This is a genomic window from Flavobacterium arundinis, assembly GCF_038289855.1.
Lineage (GTDB): Bacteria > Bacteroidota > Bacteroidia > Flavobacteriales > Flavobacteriaceae > Flavobacterium > Flavobacterium arundinis.
Genome location: NZ_JBBYHR010000008.1, coordinates 231,608 through 248,755 on the forward strand (window position 1 = coordinate 231,608; position 17,148 = coordinate 248,755).

General features: G+C 44.5%; 17 protein-coding genes. 14 read left to right on the forward strand and 3 right to left on the reverse strand.

Annotated features, from left to right (window positions below):
- Nucleotides 1-136 precede the first annotated feature (136 nt).
- Nucleotides 137-1,600 (reverse strand): glycoside hydrolase family 130 protein, encoded by a 1,464-nt coding sequence (locus tag AAEO56_RS14760; RefSeq protein ID WP_341697830.1) that lies wholly within the window; start codon nt 1,598-1,600, stop codon nt 137-139.
- A 235-nt stretch (nt 1,601-1,835) separates the two neighbouring features.
- Between AAEO56_RS14760 and AAEO56_RS14765 the strand changes: the two genes are divergently transcribed.
- The 5 genes from AAEO56_RS14765 to AAEO56_RS14785 all read left to right on the forward strand — a co-directional run bounded on the left by AAEO56_RS14765 (nt 1,836) and on the right by AAEO56_RS14785 (nt 6,387).
- A complete protein-coding gene (locus AAEO56_RS14765; RefSeq protein ID WP_341697831.1) occupies nt 1,836-2,987 on the forward strand; it encodes a 5-(carboxyamino)imidazole ribonucleotide synthase in 1,152 nt (383 codons plus the stop codon).
- A 227-nt stretch (nt 2,988-3,214) separates the two neighbouring features.
- On the forward strand, nt 3,215-3,703 hold the full coding sequence (purE, locus tag AAEO56_RS14770; protein ID WP_341697832.1) for a 5-(carboxyamino)imidazole ribonucleotide mutase: 489 nt from the start codon (nt 3,215-3,217) through the stop codon (nt 3,701-3,703).
- 105 nt (nt 3,704-3,808) lie between these two features.
- A complete protein-coding gene (locus tag AAEO56_RS14775; protein WP_341697833.1) occupies nt 3,809-4,039 on the forward strand; it encodes a hypothetical protein in 231 nt (76 codons plus the stop codon).
- Nucleotides 4,032-4,352: a type II toxin-antitoxin system RelE/ParE family toxin gene (locus AAEO56_RS14780; RefSeq protein ID WP_341697834.1), complete on the forward strand. Its 321-nt coding sequence runs from the start codon at nt 4,032-4,034 to the stop codon at nt 4,350-4,352. The genes AAEO56_RS14775 and AAEO56_RS14780 overlap by 8 nt, the downstream gene beginning before the upstream one ends.
- A gap of 1 nt (nt 4,353) precedes the next feature.
- Nucleotides 4,354-6,387 carry a M3 family metallopeptidase gene (locus tag AAEO56_RS14785; RefSeq protein ID WP_341697835.1) on the forward strand — a complete coding sequence of 678 codons (2,034 nt, stop codon included), beginning with the start codon at nt 4,354-4,356 and terminating at the stop codon, nt 6,385-6,387.
- A gap of 93 nt (nt 6,388-6,480) precedes the next feature.
- On the opposite strand, the gene AAEO56_RS14790 is transcribed toward AAEO56_RS14785, so the two are convergent.
- Complete coding sequence (locus tag AAEO56_RS14790; protein WP_341697836.1) at nt 6,481-7,125, reverse strand: hypothetical protein; 645 nt, start codon at nt 7,123-7,125, stop codon at nt 6,481-6,483.
- A gap of 157 nt (nt 7,126-7,282) precedes the next feature.
- On the opposite strand from AAEO56_RS14790, the gene AAEO56_RS14795 reads away from it, so the two are divergent.
- From AAEO56_RS14795 to AAEO56_RS14820, 6 genes are all read left to right on the forward strand, one after another.
- The gene (locus tag AAEO56_RS14795; protein ID WP_341697837.1) at nt 7,283-7,789 is read left to right on the forward strand and encodes a GbsR/MarR family transcriptional regulator; all 507 of its coding nucleotides are present in this window, start codon (nt 7,283-7,285) and stop codon (nt 7,787-7,789) included.
- A gap of 53 nt (nt 7,790-7,842) precedes the next feature.
- Entirely contained in the window at nt 7,843-8,169 is a 327-nt protein-coding gene (locus AAEO56_RS14800; RefSeq protein WP_341697838.1) for a hypothetical protein, read from the forward strand.
- The gene (locus tag AAEO56_RS14805; protein WP_341697839.1) at nt 8,166-8,597 is read left to right on the forward strand and encodes a hypothetical protein; all 432 of its coding nucleotides are present in this window, start codon (nt 8,166-8,168) and stop codon (nt 8,595-8,597) included. Before AAEO56_RS14800 ends, AAEO56_RS14805 begins: the two co-directional genes overlap by 4 nt.
- A 1-nt stretch (nt 8,598) precedes the next feature.
- Nucleotides 8,599-8,970, forward strand: coding sequence for a hypothetical protein (locus AAEO56_RS14810; protein WP_341697840.1), 372 nt, complete (start codon nt 8,599-8,601; stop codon nt 8,968-8,970).
- Nucleotides 8,945-9,811, forward strand: coding sequence for a methyltransferase domain-containing protein (locus AAEO56_RS14815; RefSeq protein ID WP_341697841.1), 867 nt, complete (start codon nt 8,945-8,947; stop codon nt 9,809-9,811). Before AAEO56_RS14810 ends, AAEO56_RS14815 begins: the two co-directional genes overlap by 26 nt.
- Nucleotides 9,812-9,971: 160 nt before the next feature.
- Complete coding sequence (locus AAEO56_RS14820) at nt 9,972-10,880, forward strand: TIGR01777 family oxidoreductase (protein ID WP_341697842.1); 909 nt, start codon at nt 9,972-9,974, stop codon at nt 10,878-10,880.
- Between the two features lie 414 nt (nt 10,881-11,294).
- Here the strand turns inward: AAEO56_RS14820 and AAEO56_RS14825 are convergent, their stop codons facing one another.
- Nucleotides 11,295-12,119, reverse strand: a complete 825-nt coding sequence (locus AAEO56_RS14825; protein WP_341697843.1) for a UbiA prenyltransferase family protein — start codon at nt 12,117-12,119, stop codon at nt 11,295-11,297.
- A 133-nt stretch (nt 12,120-12,252) separates the two neighbouring features.
- On the opposite strand from AAEO56_RS14825, the gene gcvP reads away from it, so the two are divergent.
- The 3 genes from gcvP to AAEO56_RS14840 all read left to right on the forward strand — a co-directional run bounded on the left by gcvP (nt 12,253) and on the right by AAEO56_RS14840 (nt 16,932).
- A complete protein-coding gene (gene gcvP, locus AAEO56_RS14830; RefSeq protein WP_341697844.1) occupies nt 12,253-15,102 on the forward strand; it encodes an aminomethyl-transferring glycine dehydrogenase in 2,850 nt (949 codons plus the stop codon).
- A gap of 278 nt (nt 15,103-15,380) precedes the next feature.
- Nucleotides 15,381-15,752, forward strand: a complete 372-nt coding sequence (locus AAEO56_RS14835; protein ID WP_341697845.1) for a group III truncated hemoglobin — start codon at nt 15,381-15,383, stop codon at nt 15,750-15,752.
- A gap of 121 nt (nt 15,753-15,873) precedes the next feature.
- A complete protein-coding gene (locus AAEO56_RS14840; RefSeq protein WP_341697846.1) occupies nt 15,874-16,932 on the forward strand; it encodes a 3-oxoacyl-ACP synthase III family protein in 1,059 nt (352 codons plus the stop codon).
- The last annotated feature ends 216 nt before the right edge of the window (nt 16,933-17,148 follow it).

A 17,148-nucleotide genomic window follows, 5' to 3' on the forward strand; every position in this document is an offset into this window, starting at 1 on the left:
CCCCACCCCCCTCTCCAAAAGAGAGGGGGCAGCTTCACTCTTATGGAAATCAGGAAGAAGCTTTTTGTTAAATTTTTAACCTGACTTATAAAACCGGACAACTTACTGAAAACTGTGACTGCGACTGAAAACTAAACTATCCACCGTTACGCAGCCTATCGAGCAATGTTTTAAGGTTAACCGTTGCAAAGCCTGAACTATGGTCGGAAAGGCCGTATGGGAGTATCAGTTCGCCATTATGGATAACCGAGCCGCAGGAATAGACTACATTCGGCACATAGCCTTCTCGTTCGTCAGGGTTTGGTACGATGAGCGGGTCGCGGAGCCTGCCCAACTCTATTGACGGGTCGTTGATGTCAAGAAGTGATGCACCAATCGTGTAGCGGCGCATAGGCCCAACGGCATGCGTAATGACAAGCCAGCCGTATTCAGTTTCAATAGGCGAGCCGCAGTTTCCGATCTGCACAAATTCAAAATGGTATTCGGGCGACTGGATCTTAACAGGGTTTTCCCACTCATTAATATTATCCGAATACATTAGGTAATTGTTCCAGCCGTCTATGCGCGACAGCATGGCATACTTACCGTTTATCTTCCTCGGGAACAGTGCCAAGTTCTTATTTTTGGCACCTGCCCCATTGAGCGGGCTGGTCTTGAATTCGTAAAAATCGGTGGTCTTAAGCAGCTTCGGCATGATGTGCACACCGTCGTAAGCGGTATATGTGGCATAGTAAACTGCCTTGCCATTATCGTCCGTGAACTTTACAAAGCGCGCATCCTCGATACCTTTCGATTCGAAATCGGAGATAGGGAAAATAACGCGGTCGCTGATATCAGTATCTTTAGAAAAGCTTATCCTGCGGTAACTGTCAGACAGTGCCAAAATAAGGTCGTACTGCTTTATGATGGTAAGATCATCGGTTTTTTGTTTTGCTTCAAGCACCAGTTTTTTCAGTTGCTCATAATCAAAGCGGTCTTCGAGCTGTTCCGTAACCGTTTTAATGAACTCGTTATTGATGTCGGCTTCGAGCGCTTTTTTAAGGAACAGCCTTTTTTGGTAAACAATATTGTGGATCTTGTCGGCTTCATCGATATAATTACCTGCAGGTATTACCGTGATATCATTGTTCCTGTCGATCATCGCCCGGCGGAATACCACCGAAGATACGTGTCCCTCACCCACTGCCCTAAAGCTGATGATAACGCGCAACTGGCCTTCTTCAAGGTTGGACTGGTCGGGGTCGGGCACTATGGACGGGTTAAAGAATGCTGCCGATTCAATGGAATATTCATGGGTAAAATACGACCCGATAAGCAGCTTGGTATAATCATCGAGCTTTTCGAAATCACCACCTGCCATTGCAATATATTTCTTTACGCGTTCGCAGTGGTTGAAAAGCTTTTTGGTAATGCTCCGGTGCCTTTTGGAGAAATCCTGTAATAAAGGGGATATCAGCCCGAAGGTTTCCTCTTTGTCAAGAGCCAGTATTTTTTTGAGCAATTCGACTGCCCTTTCCTCGCCATTAAAAAAATAGCGTGCTATTACACGCCTTGTATCCGGAAGTACTTTTGCCGGTTTTCTTTCTACGGTTAATCTCATATAGGTCCTTTTGCATCCGTACAATAAACTGTTCCGGATTAATGAACCTCTAAAATACAAATATAATTTTATATATGAAGGTGCGCCAAATGCTAAAATTATCGAAAAAATACTACATGTTTTTCTCGATAATTGCAGTAATTTCAATAATTCAATTTATGGTAATTTGTGTAATTACTGGCGAAACCATTTTAGTAATAAATAGTATCTTTGGCATTGAAACAACAACACAACAATGAACTATTTTTCTTCTGATTTTAAACTGGGCATACTGGGCGGCGGCCAGTTAGGCAAAATGCTGCTCACAGAAACCCGGAAATTTGATATCCAGACGTATGTGCTCGACCCGAGCGATGAGGCACCGTGTAAAATTGGGTGTAACCAATTCTTCAAGGGTGACCTGATGGATTATGACACCGTGTATAACTTCGGGAAACAGGTGGATGTGCTTACTTTCGAGATAGAACATGTAAATATTACTGCGCTCGAAAAACTGGAAGCGGAAGGCATTCAGGTGTATCCTTCGCCAAAGACGCTTAACCTTATCCAAAACAAAGGCATACAGAAAGATTTTTATAAAAAGAACCATATACCAACAGCAGATTACAGGAGATTTGAAACACTGGCCGACCTTCGGTTTGCTGTAGAGGACAGGAAAATTGTAATGCCTTTTGTATGGAAAAGCACCGAAGGCGGGTATGACGGCATGGGTGTAAAAGTGGTACGCAATGCGGAGACGCTGGAAAGCCTGCCGGATGTACAGTGCATTGCCGAGGCGATGGTACCTTTCAAGAATGAGTTGGCGGTTATCGTGGCGCGCAACCCTTCGGGTGAGATAAAAACGTATCCGGTTGTAGAGATGGAATTCCATCCCGAAGCTAACCAGGTGGAGTATGTTATTTGCCCGGCACGTATTGACCATGTGGTATCCCAAAAAGCCCGTGCTATCGCGCTGGAAGTTTCGAAGCATTTTGACCATGTCGGACTCCTGGCCGTGGAGATGTTCCAGACCATTGATGATGAGATCTTAGTGAATGAGGTAGCGCCGAGGCCGCATAATAGCGGGCACTACTCTATTGAGGCAAGCTACACGTCGCAGTTTGAGCAGCACCTGAGAGCTATACTCGACCTTCCGTTGGGCAATACTGACAGCAAAGCAGCAGGTATCATGGTAAATTTGGTTGGCGAAGAAGGCTACAGTGGCAATGTTATCTATGAGAATATTGAAAAGATATTGAAGATGGATGGCGTTACACCATACATTTACGGGAAGAAGCAAACAAGGCCTTTCCGGAAGATGGGGCACGTAACGATAGTGAACAAAGATATTGAGCAGGCACGAAAGATTGCCGAGGAAGTGAAGAATACGATCAGGGTTATTGCATAAATAGTTTCGGGTTTCGAGTTTCGGGTTCTGGGTTGCTCCTCTGAATGTATAGAGTTTTGAGTCCGATGTCGGAAGTCCGATGCCATGAAAGGAAACGTGCAGCTCCGCGTGAGGGATAGAGGCGGTATCCTGCGAAGGCATGGAGCAGATATATCCGCCGCGGCGGACCGACGGCGTAGGCACGGAGCCGGCACGCCCAAAATAATAACAACCAACAACAATAAAAAATGAAAGTAGCAGTAATAATGGGCAGCATATCGGACATGCCGGTGATGCAGGATGCCATAGATATATTGAAGGAATTCGGCATTACAACGGAGGTCGATATTGTATCGGCGCACCGTACGCCCGAAAAACTGTTTGAGTTTAGCAAGGATGCACATACCAAGGGGATTTCGGTAATTATAGCCGGTGCCGGTGGTGCGGCACATTTGCCGGGTATGGTGGCCTCTATGAGTCCGCTACCCGTAATCGGTGTACCTGTAAAATCCAGCAACTCCATTGACGGTTGGGACAGTGTGCTTTCTATACTGCAAATGCCGGGCGGCGTACCTGTGGCTACGGTGGCTTTAAATGGTGCGAAGAATGCCGGGATACTTGCCGCACAGATAATAGGCAGCCATGACAAGATCGTGCAGGCAAAAATTATAGCCTACAAGTTAGGACTGAGGGAAGCGGTGAATAAGGCTTCGGAGGGATTGAGGAATAAGGAATAGTTTTTTGAGGTTAATGGCAGAAATGCGAATTGTTATCCAAAATATTTTAAATAATTTTAAGTCATTCAAATTACGATAATTAGTAACTTTGATAAAAATGCAATTATGGACTTTCAGGCAACAAAAGAAGAATTGGCAAAGATGATATTGGAGTCGGATGATTCCAAGCTTATTGATAAAGTGCGTAAACTCCTATTTAAGGAGAAGAAAGATTTTTATGATGAGTTTACCGAAGACCAAAAGCTTGAGATCCGATATGGCATTGAGCAACTAGACCGCGGCCAAAGCATCACTTGGGAAGATTTCAAAAAAAGAAGAAAGCTCAGAAATGCATAGTGTAATTCTCTCCGAACTTGCAGGGGAAAAACTTGACTTAGTTTTGGATTATTTGATAGAAGAATGGTCTCAAAAATCTTCAGAAGCCTTTTCTGAAAAATTTGAAGAAAAATTAAAGCATATTGCTTTATTTCCGGAGAGTTGCATTAAATCCAAAAAACACTTCAACCTCCATATTTGTATTGTTACAAAACAAACTTCATTTTTATATCGAATACTCAAGGAACGAATCGAAGTAATCACAGTATTCGACAATCGCAGCAGCAATAAATCAATCAGAAAAGAAATCCGTAAATACTACGGCCATATATAATATGAACCTACTCACACAAAAATTTACCACAAAACACGATACCGCACCATTTAGCGGGATAAAGACCGAAGATTTCATGCCGGCCTTTATAAAAGGTATTGAAATTGCACGTAAAGAAATTGACGACATCGTTGCTAACCCGGAGGAGCCGACGTTTAAGAACACCATTGAAGCCATGTCGTTTGGCGGGGATATTTTGGAGCGTACCTCATCTATATTCTTTAATCTGCATTCGGCGGAAACCAATGATGAGATACAGAAGATCGCGATGGAGGTCTCTCCCCTGCTCTCGGAATTCGGAAATGACGTACGCCTGAACAAGGACCTGTTCGAAAGGGTGAAAGCCGTTTATGACAAGAGAGATACATTGAACCTAACAGCAGAGCAAACTACGCTCCTTGAGAAAAAATACAAAGGCTTTTCGCGCAACGGCGCCAACCTGCCCGAAGATAAAAAGATCAGGCTTCGTGAGATCGACAAGGAACTTTCGAAACTGAGCCTTGAGTTCGGAGAAAATGTTTTGGCTGAAACGAATGCGTACCAACTACACATCACCAACGAAAAAGATCTTTCGGGATTACCTGAAGGGACTATAGAAGCGGCACGCGAACTTGCCATGAGCCTCGAAAAAGAGGGTTGGGTATTTACGCTCGACTATCCGAGCTATGTCCCCTTCATGACCTATGCCGATAACCGTGAACTGCGTAAACAACTTGCCATTGCCTTTGGTGCACGGGCATTCCAGGGGAACGAGTTTGACAATGCAGATATCGTACTGAAAATAGCGAAACTGCGCCATGAGCGCGCTAACGTATTGGGATATCAGTCGCACGCCAACTTTGTTCTTGAAGAGCGCATGGCCGAAAGTCCGGAGAAAGTAAAATCGTTCCTGCAGGACCTTTTGGCGAAAGCCAAGCCCGCCGCCGAAAAGGAGTTTGCAGAACTGACGGCATTCGCCAAGGAACTGGACGGGCTCGACCATCTGGAGAAATGGGATGGCGCTTATTATTCGGAGAAGCTGAAGCAAAAGCTGTTCAACCTTGATGATGAGAAGCTAAAACCGTATTTCAAGCTGGAAAATGTGCTGAATGGTGCGTTTACCATTGCCGGAAAACTGTACGGGCTGAAGTTTGAGGAAGTGAAGGACATTGATACCTACCATAAGGACGTTACGACCTATGAAGTGAAAGACGAGGCAGGCAACCTTGTCGCTATCTTTTATGCCGATTTCTTCCCGAGAAAAGGGAAACGAAACGGCGCGTGGATGACATCATACAAATCGCAATATGTAAAGGACGGCGTGAACGAAAGGCCGCACGTTTCGATAGTGTGCAATTTTACCAAACCCACAGAAACCAAGCCGTCGCTGCTGACGTTCAATGAAGTGACAACGCTGTTCCATGAGTTCGGGCATGCGTTGCATGGCATGCTGGCGGATACTGTATACCCAAGCCTTTCGGGCACCAGTGTTTACTGGGATTTTGTAGAGCTGCCAAGCCAAGTGATGGAGAATTGGTGCTATGAGCCGGAGGCCCTTGCCCTATTTGCACACCACTACCAGACAGGCGAGATGATCCCGATGGAATACATCAAAAAAATAAAAGAGAGCGCGAGCTTCCAGGAAGGGATCGCGACGATGCGCCAACTGAGCTTCGGGATGCTGGATATGGGATGGCACAGCGCCGACCCAAGCGGCATTACGGATGTGAAAGTTTTTGAGACGGAACAGTTCGCAGCTACCCAGCTTTATCCCGATGTGAAGGGAAATGCCATGAGTACGGCTTTTTCGCATATCTTCCAGGGTGGGTATTCATCTGGCTATTACAGCTACAAATGGGCGGAGGTGCTGGATGCTGATGCATTTGAGTTCTTCCAGGAAAAAGGCATTTTTGATAAAGAAACAGCTAAGAAATTTAAAGATAACATACTATCTAAAGGTGGTACAGAACACCCGATGCTATTATATAAGCGTTTCCGTGGACAGGAGCCGAGGCCGGAGGCATTGCTGAAGAGGGCTGGGCTTTTGGCCCCCTAACCCCGAAGGGGGAATTAGGAACAGACAAAGAGATGATAGATGTGAGATAATAGACAAACCCCGGAGTTTATGACTTCGGGGTTTGATTTTTATTTAGTCTTTTAAAATTACTTCGCCTTTAACCAACCATGAGATACCAAAAGCCCAAAGAGCGACTATTTCTAAAACCAGGAAATAACAGGTATCTTTAAGTATTTCATTGATTGCCGGGATTCGATAAGCCGCAAGCAATACAATGCAGCCAACAATTATGTAACCACAACTCCTAAATATCTTATTCCGTTTTTTCTTTTCTTCTGTTAAAGTCCCTTTTGATTTAGTAAAGAGTACCAGGCAGTAATATCCCAAAGCAGCAAAGAAAAGGCAGGCCCCAATATAATGAACAACACTCACTGTTGTTGTTGAGCTGTCCTTTGAAGTTGGAAAAAAAGCGACACACAAAGCAAACAGGCATGCCAGGTTGCCCGCAATATTGTCATTACCGTCGGGATAACCTTTATAAGTAAACAGAAATATGGCTATTGCACATAGAATGCCAACAAACACATCACCCATTACAGAATAATAGTAGTGGCTTATTGAGTCCAAAAAATAGGGTTCGGCAGTATCCTTACCTATAATGTGGCCACCCAGAAGTATAATTGGCAGCAACAATCCAAGTACTCCTATTAATTTTCGTAACTGCTGGTATGAGATCAATTCAGGATCCTGTTTCCCATTTTGGTTTGAAGGTATCATAACTTTTCGGTTTAATTGACAAATATCGTATAAAGACAAAACCAAAAACATCCCCAACACTAAGTATTTTTAACTGATTTCCAAAAGTTTGAAACAACAGGCAAAAATAACTTTCATTTATTTTTGAAAGTTTAAAAATAATTTCTAAATTTGACACATGGAATTCAGGGAAGCAAAAAATAAGTTCGTACAGACCTGGGGCGCATTGGGCTCCCAGTGGGGAATCAATAAGACCATGGCGCAGATTCACGCCCTGCTTATGGTCTCTCCCGAGCCGCTTTCTATGGAGGACATAATGGAAGACCTCCAGATATCCCGCGGCAATGCCAGTATGAACCTGCGTGCGCTGATGGACTGGGGCATCGTGTATAAGGAATTCAAACAAGGAGAGCGCAAGGAGTTCTTTACCGCCGAGAAAGACCTTGACGAACTGGCCGTAAAGATCGCACAGGAACGCAGCAGGCGCGAGATAAAACCTGCCCTTAAAGTACTGAAGGAAGTATCGACAGCAGTTAAAGATGATAAATCGGAGGAAGCAAAACACTTTACAGACCAAACCGGAAAGCTATACGACTTTGTGCTTAAAGCCGATAATATGCTCGAAAAAGCAACCGAATTCAAAGACAACTGGCTGGGAAGGCTTGTCCTTAAAATAATGAAGTAAAAAAATTTGATTAATTGTTTCATTGTTTTCTGAAACTTTAAAAGTTATAGTATATGAAAAATGTAAATTACATGAATTATGCGGTGGTAGGCATTCCGCTACTGCTTATGGGGCTGGGATGGCTCATCGACTCCGAGATACTAATTGTCGGCATGCTGTTGACTATGGTTACCGGTGCATTTCATGTAATAGTAGGTATTGGGATGTTTATTGATAGCGGCTACAGGGATAGTTATACAGGAGTTTATCTTATTGGGGTTGCAGCTTTCTTTGCCTTGTGGATCTTCACCGACTGGTTCTGGATCGTCGCAATACCGCCTGCACTCGCGCTCAATCTTTCGATTATAATTTATATAAAAGCTAAACAAAACAAACCATGAACTTCACCATCCCCAACTGGCTTATTATCCTCGGAGGTATCGGCCAGATATTCACTGCGCTCATTTACCCTTACATCCGCCATCGTGTTTTCGACTGGTATAATGATGTAAAGCAGCTAAAACCTCTCAACCAGGAGATCGCGAAAACCTACGGGCGCTACATTCAGGGACTGAACTTCAGCTTTGGGCTTATCGCTATCCTTATCCCCGACGACCTTAAAGACCAGACGCATCTTGCCATAGCTCTTACCGGATTGATAGCGGCCTATTGGGTAGGGAAAGTCGCCACACAAATAGCGTACTACCCCATGTACGACATCCCGAAAAAGTTGCTGTTCCGATGGGGCGGGTTTGGGATGAATGCGCTGTTCACGCTCTTTGCTGTGGTTTATACATTGCTATTAATTCATAATTTAAAAGGGTTTTAAGATGAAAATACTACATCAAATCAACTTTTGGGCATTGGTCACAAATGGTGTTCTTTTCATCGTTCCAACTTTAGGAATGCTGGCCATGATACCCTTGGGAATACTCCAATTGATATTGGCAGTAGCCGTCTTATTTTGCTATTATCCTAATGCTGACAGAAAGCGGCGTGTGCTTGTACTGCGGTACTGGCTCTTCGTTGCAATTGATTTTGCAGGTATAGGAGCTGCATATTATTACGACAGATTTTCCAACGACCTGTATAGTGTGCCCTTCCTGTTCGTTTTCCCAGCCTGCATTGCCATCTATTTCGTATACACAACCTATTCAATCACCAAATATTTCAATCATGGAAACGCTGCACCTCAACCCTAAACTTTTACATACTGAAAACAACAGCAAAACCGCGGAGCTTTATAATGAAGCGACCGAAGACTATGAATTCTGGAGCCGTGATTTCAATATGCATTTTGGGTATTACAGTCCGATGAGCACCAATCCTTTTCGCCGTGACAGCATGCTCAACGAAATGAACCGCCAGATATACAACCGGCTTAACGCCAAAGGGCTGCTGTGCGACCTCGGCTGCGGTATGGGCGGCACTATGAAATTTGGGCTGACAAAATACAAAGACCTTAAAATAATAGGCGTAACTCTGTCTGATTTCCAAATGGAAGAAGGAAACAAAAGGCTGGCAGGGCTTAATGGATTGATATTGAAGGAAGATTACAACCATACTTCATTTGCTAATGATACCTTTGATGGTTGTATGGCGGTCGAGAGCTTTTGCCATGGCGGTCACAGTGAGAATTCTTTCCGGGAAGCATACAGGATCCTGAAACCGGGCACAAAGCTGGTAGTAGCTGATGCCTTCCTTAAAAAAGAATTTGAAGAATTATGCATTGGCGGAAGCTATTGTTATAAAGGCCTGTGCAACGGGTGGAGCCTTGAAAAACTGGGGAGCATTAAAAAAATCGAAATGCTACTGGCCGAGACCGGGTTTAAAGATATACGCATCGAGGATATCTCCCTGAGAGTGGCGCCATCTGTACTGCATGTGCCTTTTGCGATAGGCGGGTTTATCTTTAAAAAGATTTTAAACGGTGATCCGTTGAAACCGCAAAGCATTAAGAACCTGAAGGGATCCTTGTTCGCGCTGCTATCCGGGGTACAGATGAATAACTTTGGGTATTATATAATAACGTGTAGGAAATAACCAACAGACCTCACCCCCGACCCCTCTCCAAAGGAGAGGGGAGCTTGGAACGGATATCCCTCGTCGAAATTTGTGTTATATATCTTCTATAAGGCATCCGAGTGAAGCTTCTCCCTCTCCTTTGGAGAGGGTTGGGGTGAGGTCAAATAATTAAAAGACAATGAAAAAAATGATTATCGCCGCGGGTACCGGCTTTTTAGGAAATGTACTTATTGACCATTTTAAGGACAGCTATGAAATCGTTGTGCTTACCCGCGGGAGATCTCACATAAGTGATAATAACATCAGTTACATCAATTGGGATGCAAAGACCATGACGGGCTGGGAAAAGGAACTGGAGGGTACCGATGTGCTCATAAACCTGGCTGGGAAGTCGGTGGATTGTCGTTATACCGAGAAAAACAAAAGCGAGATCATGGCATCGCGGGTGGACAGCACCGTGATACTCGGCAAAGCGGTAGAGCAATGTACCAATCCACCGAGACACTGGCTCAATTCCTCTACTGCGACCATCTACAGGTTTTCTTTGGATAAGCAGATGGATGAGGAAACCGGCGAGATCGGGCATGACTTTTCTATGAATGTAGCAAAGGTTTGGGAAAAGGCTTTCTTCCGTTTCGAAACGCCAGATACTATAAAGACAGCGTTGCGGACATCTATTGTCCTTGGTAAAAAAGGCGGCGCTTTTATCCCGCTGAAGAAGCTGGCACAATTTGGCTTTGGCGGAAAACAGGGCAGCGGAAGGCAGTTCGTAAGCTGGATACATGAAAAAGACTTTGCCCGTGCTATTGAATTCATTATCAATAACGAAATGGACGGCGCTGTGAATGTGGTCTCCCCTGCCCCGGTGCGTAATGCTGCTTTTATGAAAACGCTTCGTAAAACTGTAGGCATGCCGGTTGGTATTCCCATTGGCGAAAGCCTGCTGAAAATTGGTGCGATGATTATAGGTACAGAGACCGAATTGGTACTGAAAAGCCGTAACGTTATCCCGAAACGATTATCGGATGCCGGGTTTACTTTTGGGTTTGGGGATTTGGGGATGGCTTTGGGGAATTTGGCGTCATAACGCAACTATAGTAAATACATACCACTAATGTCCATGCCGATATTTAATAAATGTAATAACAAATGCACCTAAAATGATTGGAATAACAAATATAAATAGAAGGTAAGCCCCTATCGGATATTTCTCTATCAATGGGTATTTCCCTTCATATTTCTCTATTATCTTTTGTGCCCTGGCAATCCTGAAGAGAAATAAATAATTAAGAAGTATCAACATTATAGTCATAACGATTATTAATGGCTTAATATAGTTCGTGTAAAATTCTATGCCATAGTAGGCATTTATCAGCAACATAGGCAAACATATAAAGACCAACCATTGAAAAGTTACAAAAACCAGCTTAGCCTTGGGAAGATCGCTTCCGGATCCTTTGTAAAACCTACACAATATAATATAATACAGGAATTTCATGTCTTAAAATAATTTTTGTCCAAACAGCACCACCAGCCCCAGCCAAAATATCGGTATCGCCTCTACCCAGAAAAGCGTGTAGTACTTAGGGCGGTTGGGGGTGGCATAAATGGTAAAAAGCGCTGTGGCAACGACCATACACAGGTTGGCGGCCAGCTGTCGGTAGTCGATGGTTATCCTCAGGAATTCTAAAAAGAAAAGCAGGGCCAAAAAAATGAGGTTCAGAACTTTAGTCCTTTTCACCCCTATCTGCTGAGGGATGGTTTTGAGGTGCGGGTCGTCTTCTTTCAGGTCGATAATCTCGAACACCAATATAAGGACGATGATGAGCAGGAACCGCTGAGAGAATTTGAGGTACGCATCGGAAGTCAGCGGGATACCAGCGTCTATCAGGGGCAGTACGACGGTGATCCCGGCCCAGCATAATGCCACGATGTATATCTTGATGCCGCTCCAGTTTCGGAGGTTTTTGGTATTCGGGAAGAAGGGCACGGTGTAAAGCGCCGTCAGTCCAAAAAAAACGATCGCTATTATCTGCGTTACTCTTTCGAGGAAAAAAAAGCTTATGCCCGCAACCGCGAGAGCGACGGTACTCAGCGCTACGATGATCTTTATACGCCTGCCTGCGGTTTTTTTTACACGGAAAAGGCCATCGTACTTCATGAAATTATAACTGAACATAGTGCCGCACCAGGCAAATGTTGCAATGGCCCAGTCGAACGGGATCCGGAACATGTGATTGGTCATCAGGACCAGCGCCAGTACGGTCATGGCAACGTGCATGCTCCCATAGATATAGGCGTTAAATAGCTGTTTAATCGCATTCATACCTTACAAAAATAATGAATATGGTAACAGGAAGAGTTTTGAAGTAAAAAATTCACAAATTGGAGTTCAAAAAAGCATTTTTAATTGAAGATATTTAGCTAATTTTGTGCCTCTAATATTTGCTACAACACACATGAGAACAGATGCTTTTGCTTTAAGGCACATTGGCCCAAGGGAGAATGATCTCCAACATATGTTTAGGACCATCGGTGTCGAATCTATAGACCAGTTAATATACGAAACCCTGCCCAATGATATTCGTCTGAAAGCTCCGTTAAACCTGGAGCCGGCCATGACCGAATATGAGTACATGAGCCACATCCAGCAGTTGGGCAATAAGAATAAAATATACAGGTCGTACATCGGTTTGGGCTACCACCCTGCTATTGTTCCTGCACCGATACAAAGGAACATTTTCGAAAATCCGGGATGGTACACTGCCTACACGCCTTACCAGGCCGAGATAGCGCAGGGCCGCCTTGAGGCATTGCTTAACTACCAGACCACGGTGATCGAGCTTTCCGGAATGGAGATCGCCAATGCATCGCTTCTTGACGAAGGTACCGCTGCCGCAGAGGCAATGGCGCTTTTGTTTGACGTGCGTACCCGCGACCAGAAAAAGAACAACGTAAATAAATTCTTTGTTTCTGAAGAGATATTGCCGCAAACACTTTCGGTACTGCAAACACGTTCTAGGCCAATTGGTGTGGAGCTTGTTGTAGGTAACCACGAAGAGTTTGGCTTTGGCGATGATTTCTTCGGGGCGATATTGCAATACCCGGGCAAGTATGGCCAGGTGCATGATTATGCCGGCTTTATTGCCAAAGCAAAAGAAAAAGAAATAAAAATAGCTGTTGCCGCTGATATACTTAGCCTTGTAAAACTTACCTCTCCGGGTGAGATGGGTGCCGATGTTGTGGTAGGTACTACCCAGCGTTTCGGTATACCGATGGGCTATGGCGGGCCGCACGCAGCGTTCTTCGCTACCAAAGAAGAATACAAACGCTCTATGCCGGGCAGGATCATTGGGGTAACCGTTGATGCGAATGGCAACCGTGCACTACGTATGGCATTACAAACGCGTGAGCAGCACATTAAGCGCGAAAAAGCGACTTCGAATATTTGTACAGCACAGGTACTGCTTGCCGTAATGGCGGGTATGTATGCGGTTTACCATGGGCCTCAGGGCCTTGGCTATATTGCCGATAAAGTCCACGCTTCAGCTGTTACGACTGCCGATGCGCTTAACAAGCTTGGCGTTTACCAAACGAACACCGCTTTCTTTGACACCATCCTTGTAAAAGCCGATGCTGCCAAAGTAAAAGCTGCCGCTGAGAAAAAAGAGATCAACTTCTACTATGTGGATGCTGATACGATCTCTATATCTTTCAATGAAACGACATCCGTAAAAGACATAAACGATATCATTGCCGTATTTGCGGAAGCGACAGGAAAAACTACAGAAACCGTAACCGGACTATCAGGAAGCATTGCTATACCGGATTCGGTGAACAGGACAAGCGAATTCCTTAAGCATGACGTTTTCAACAAATACCACAGTGAAACCGCCATCATGCGCTACATTAAAAAACTGGAGCGCCTAGACCTTGCACTAAACCATTCGATGATAGCATTGGGCTCATGTACCATGAAGCTTAATGCCGCATCGGAAATGCTGCCTTTGAGCATGGCCAACTGGAACAACATCCACCCTTTTGCCCCTGTAGAGCAGGCAGAAGGCTACCAACAGATGCTTAAAAAACTGGAGGAGCAACTTAATGTAATCACCGGTTTTGCAGGTACTACGCTACAGCCAAATTCGGGCGCACAAGGCGAATATGCCGGCCTTATGGTGATACGCGCTTACCACCAGTCCCGCGGCGAAGGCCACAGGAATATTGCGCTTATACCGGCTTCTGCACACGGTACCAACCCTGCAACTGCAAACATGGCGGGTATGCAGGTGGTAGTTACCAAAACATCTGAGAATGGAAATATAGATGTGGAAGACCTGAAAGCAAAAGCATTGGAACATAAAGACAATCTTGCCTGCCTAATGGTGACGTATCCGTCGACACATGGTGTGTATGAGGCATCGATCATAGAAGTGACCAACTTTATCCATGAAAATGGCGGACAGGTATATATGGACGGCGCGAACATGAACGCACAGGTTGGATTAACTAACCCGGCTACTATTGGCGCTGACGTTTGCCACCTTAACCTGCACAAGACTTTCGCTATCCCTCACGGAGGCGGAGGCCCCGGCGTTGGCCCTATTTGCGTGGCGAAACATTTGGTTCCGTTCCTGCCAACCAACCCTGTAATACCTACCGGCGGCGAAACAGCTATTACAGCTATATCGGCTGCCCCGTGGGGATCGGCACTCGTGTGCCTAATCTCTTACGGATACATTACGATGCTTGGTGCGGAAGGGCTTACGAACGCTACAGAATATGCAATCCTGAATGCAAACTATATTAAGGAGAGGCTAAGCGGCCACTACGAGACGCTTTATTCCGGTGAGATGGGCAGGGCTGCCCATGAAATGATTCTTGAGTGCCGTCCGTTCAAGGCAAATGGTATCGAAGTGACCGATATTGCGAAACGTTTAATGGATTATGGCTTCCACGCCCCTACGGTTTCTTTCCCTGTGGCAGGAACACTTATGATCGAGCCAACGGAAAGCGAGAACCTTGAGGAACTTGACCGTTTTTGCGATGCGATGATATCTATCCGTAAAGAAATTGAGGAATCGAGCGCTGATGATAAAAACAATGTATTGAAAAACGCACCGCACACGCTTGCGATGCTGACAACTGATAACTGGAACCTGCCTTATACAAGGGAGAAAGCCGCATTCCCACTGGAATACCTTGCCGAAAATAAATTCTGGCCGGGTGTAAGGAGGGTTGATGATGCTTACGGTGACCGAAATTTGATTTGCTCCTGCGCGCCAATTGAGGCGTACATGGAAAACTAATAGTAAGGCCCTCTTATGAGGGCTTTTTTTTTGAATCAATTGTTGTTTTCCGTGCTCCGCAAAGTCTCTGACTTTGCGTAAGTAGAGGCATGTCTCTAACATTCATAGGAAAGGTCGGAGACCTTTAAACACACCTACAAAGTCAGAGACTTTGTAGAGCGGGTTGCTTCGTACTTTCGCCTTCAATGACGGAATGCGAAAATTTTCCTGACCCTTTTTATGACCGCTATCATTTTTCTAATCGGTAAAATCGCGGAAATTCGTGCTCGAAAAAACATATGAAAGATATTGAAAACAGGCAGGATATTGAATCGCTGCTTACAGAATTTTACAACCGGCTTTTAAAAGATCCTGCCATCTGCTACATTTTTACCGATGTTGCAAAGATCGACCTGGCGCACCACCTCCCTATCCTTGCTGATTTTTGGGAGCAAAGCCTTTTCAATACCGGTACTTACAGGAACAATACCATGCAGATTCACCTTGGCCTTAATGCACAGGAAAAACTTACAGAACAGCACTTTAAAACCTGGCTTAAGCATTTTCATACAACTACCGACCACTATTTTTCAGGGTTAAATGCAGAAAGGATAAAAGCCCGTGCCCAATCGATAGCAACGGTGATAAAAATTAAATTATCAACAGTTTAAATTGACAGTTTCCTATTATTTTTATTAAATTTTAACTTTTACATAAATTATATGCATGCATAGGTTTTTGCGTTTTTATTTATTATATATTTGATTAACTTAGCTATAAATTAGGAGCGACATGAATATTAAAATTACTGGTTCAGGAAGCTATATACCGACACGTACAGTAAAGAACCTTGACTTCGCAAAGCATGTATTCCTTAACGATGACGGTGGCCCGCTCAATTATTCGAACGAGGTGATAACCGAGAAATTCAGGCAGATAACAGGGATTGCAGAACGCCGCTATGTTGAAGACAACCTACAGACATCTGATATAGCCTTTCTGGCAGCTGAAAAAGCGATAGAAGACTCGGGTATTGACCGGGAAACGCTTGACTATATAATATTTGCCCACAACTTTGGCAATGTAAGGAGCGGGACGATACAGGGCGATATGCTGCCGAGCCTTTCCGCGCGCGTAAAGCACAGCCTCAGGATAAAGAACCCAAAATGCGTAGCCTACGACCTGCTTTTCGGGTGTCCCGGATGGGTTGAGGGTGTAATTCAGGCGCAGGCGTTTATTAAATCAGGCATGGCAAAAAAATGCCTTGTTATTGGTGCCGAGACCTTATCGAGGGTTGTCGACCCGCATGACAGGGACAGCATGATCTATTCTGACGGCGCCGGGGCAACCGTTATAGAGGCAACTGAAGACGAAGGTGGTATCCTGGCGCATGAAACAGCATCGTATACTTATGATGAGGCCTATTTCTTATATTTCGGGAATTCTTTTAATACCGATCATGACCCTGACATACGCTACATCAAGATGCACGGCAGGAAAATATATGAGTTTGCCCTCATCCATGTGCCGCTGGCGATGAAAGAATGCCTTGATAACAGCGGGCTTAAGATTGCGGACATTACCAAAGTACTCATACACCAGGCCAATGAAAAAATGGACGAAGCCATAGTACAGCGCTTCTACAAAATGCATGACCAGCCTTTTGTTAAAGATAAAATGCCCATGTGCATAGGGAAACTGGGCAATAGCAGTGTAGCCACCATACCTACACTGTATGACCTGATGATAAAAGGCAAAGTAAAAGACCAGCACCTTAATAAAGGCGATGTGGTATTGTTTGCCTCGGTAGGAGCAGGTATGAATATCAATGCTTTTATTTATAAAGTGTAAGTCCTCACCCCCGACCCCTCTCCCAAGGAGAGGGGAGCGAGACGTGCTCACTCTTATGTCTAATAAGTGTTTAGACCCCAAAGGTTTTCAAAAAACATAAGTGTTCGGAAGACTTTAAACCATATTAGATAGTGGTATTTTGCTTGGATCTCCATCGCAGATTACCACTATTTCTTTTATTATTTCCATATTTAATTCTTCCACGAACTCGTACTT

Coding starts and splice junctions, on each gene's coding strand:
- AAEO56_RS14760 (WP_341697830.1), bottom strand. CDS start 1,600: ATGAGATTAACCGTAGAAAGAAAACCGGCAAAAGTACTTCCGGATACA.
- AAEO56_RS14765 (WP_341697831.1), top strand. CDS start 1,836: ATGAACTATTTTTCTTCTGATTTTAAACTGGGCATACTGGGCGGCGGC.
- purE (WP_341697832.1), top strand. CDS start 3,215: ATGAAAGTAGCAGTAATAATGGGCAGCATATCGGACATGCCGGTGATG.
- AAEO56_RS14775 (WP_341697833.1), top strand. CDS start 3,809: ATGGACTTTCAGGCAACAAAAGAAGAATTGGCAAAGATGATATTGGAG.
- AAEO56_RS14780 (WP_341697834.1), top strand. CDS start 4,032: ATGCATAGTGTAATTCTCTCCGAACTTGCAGGGGAAAAACTTGACTTA.
- AAEO56_RS14785 (WP_341697835.1), top strand. CDS start 4,354: ATGAACCTACTCACACAAAAATTTACCACAAAACACGATACCGCACCA.
- AAEO56_RS14790 (WP_341697836.1), bottom strand. CDS start 7,125: ATGATACCTTCAAACCAAAATGGGAAACAGGATCCTGAATTGATCTCA.
- AAEO56_RS14795 (WP_341697837.1), top strand. CDS start 7,283: ATGGAATTCAGGGAAGCAAAAAATAAGTTCGTACAGACCTGGGGCGCA.
- AAEO56_RS14800 (WP_341697838.1), top strand. CDS start 7,843: ATGAAAAATGTAAATTACATGAATTATGCGGTGGTAGGCATTCCGCTA.
- AAEO56_RS14805 (WP_341697839.1), top strand. CDS start 8,166: ATGAACTTCACCATCCCCAACTGGCTTATTATCCTCGGAGGTATCGGC.
- AAEO56_RS14810 (WP_341697840.1), top strand. CDS start 8,599: ATGAAAATACTACATCAAATCAACTTTTGGGCATTGGTCACAAATGGT.
- AAEO56_RS14815 (WP_341697841.1), top strand. CDS start 8,945: ATGGAAACGCTGCACCTCAACCCTAAACTTTTACATACTGAAAACAAC.
- AAEO56_RS14820 (WP_341697842.1), top strand. CDS start 9,972: ATGAAAAAAATGATTATCGCCGCGGGTACCGGCTTTTTAGGAAATGTA.
- AAEO56_RS14825 (WP_341697843.1), bottom strand. CDS start 12,119: ATGAATGCGATTAAACAGCTATTTAACGCCTATATCTATGGGAGCATG.
- gcvP (WP_341697844.1), top strand. CDS start 12,253: ATGAGAACAGATGCTTTTGCTTTAAGGCACATTGGCCCAAGGGAGAAT.
- AAEO56_RS14835 (WP_341697845.1), top strand. CDS start 15,381: ATGAAAGATATTGAAAACAGGCAGGATATTGAATCGCTGCTTACAGAA.
- AAEO56_RS14840 (WP_341697846.1), top strand. CDS start 15,874: ATGAATATTAAAATTACTGGTTCAGGAAGCTATATACCGACACGTACA.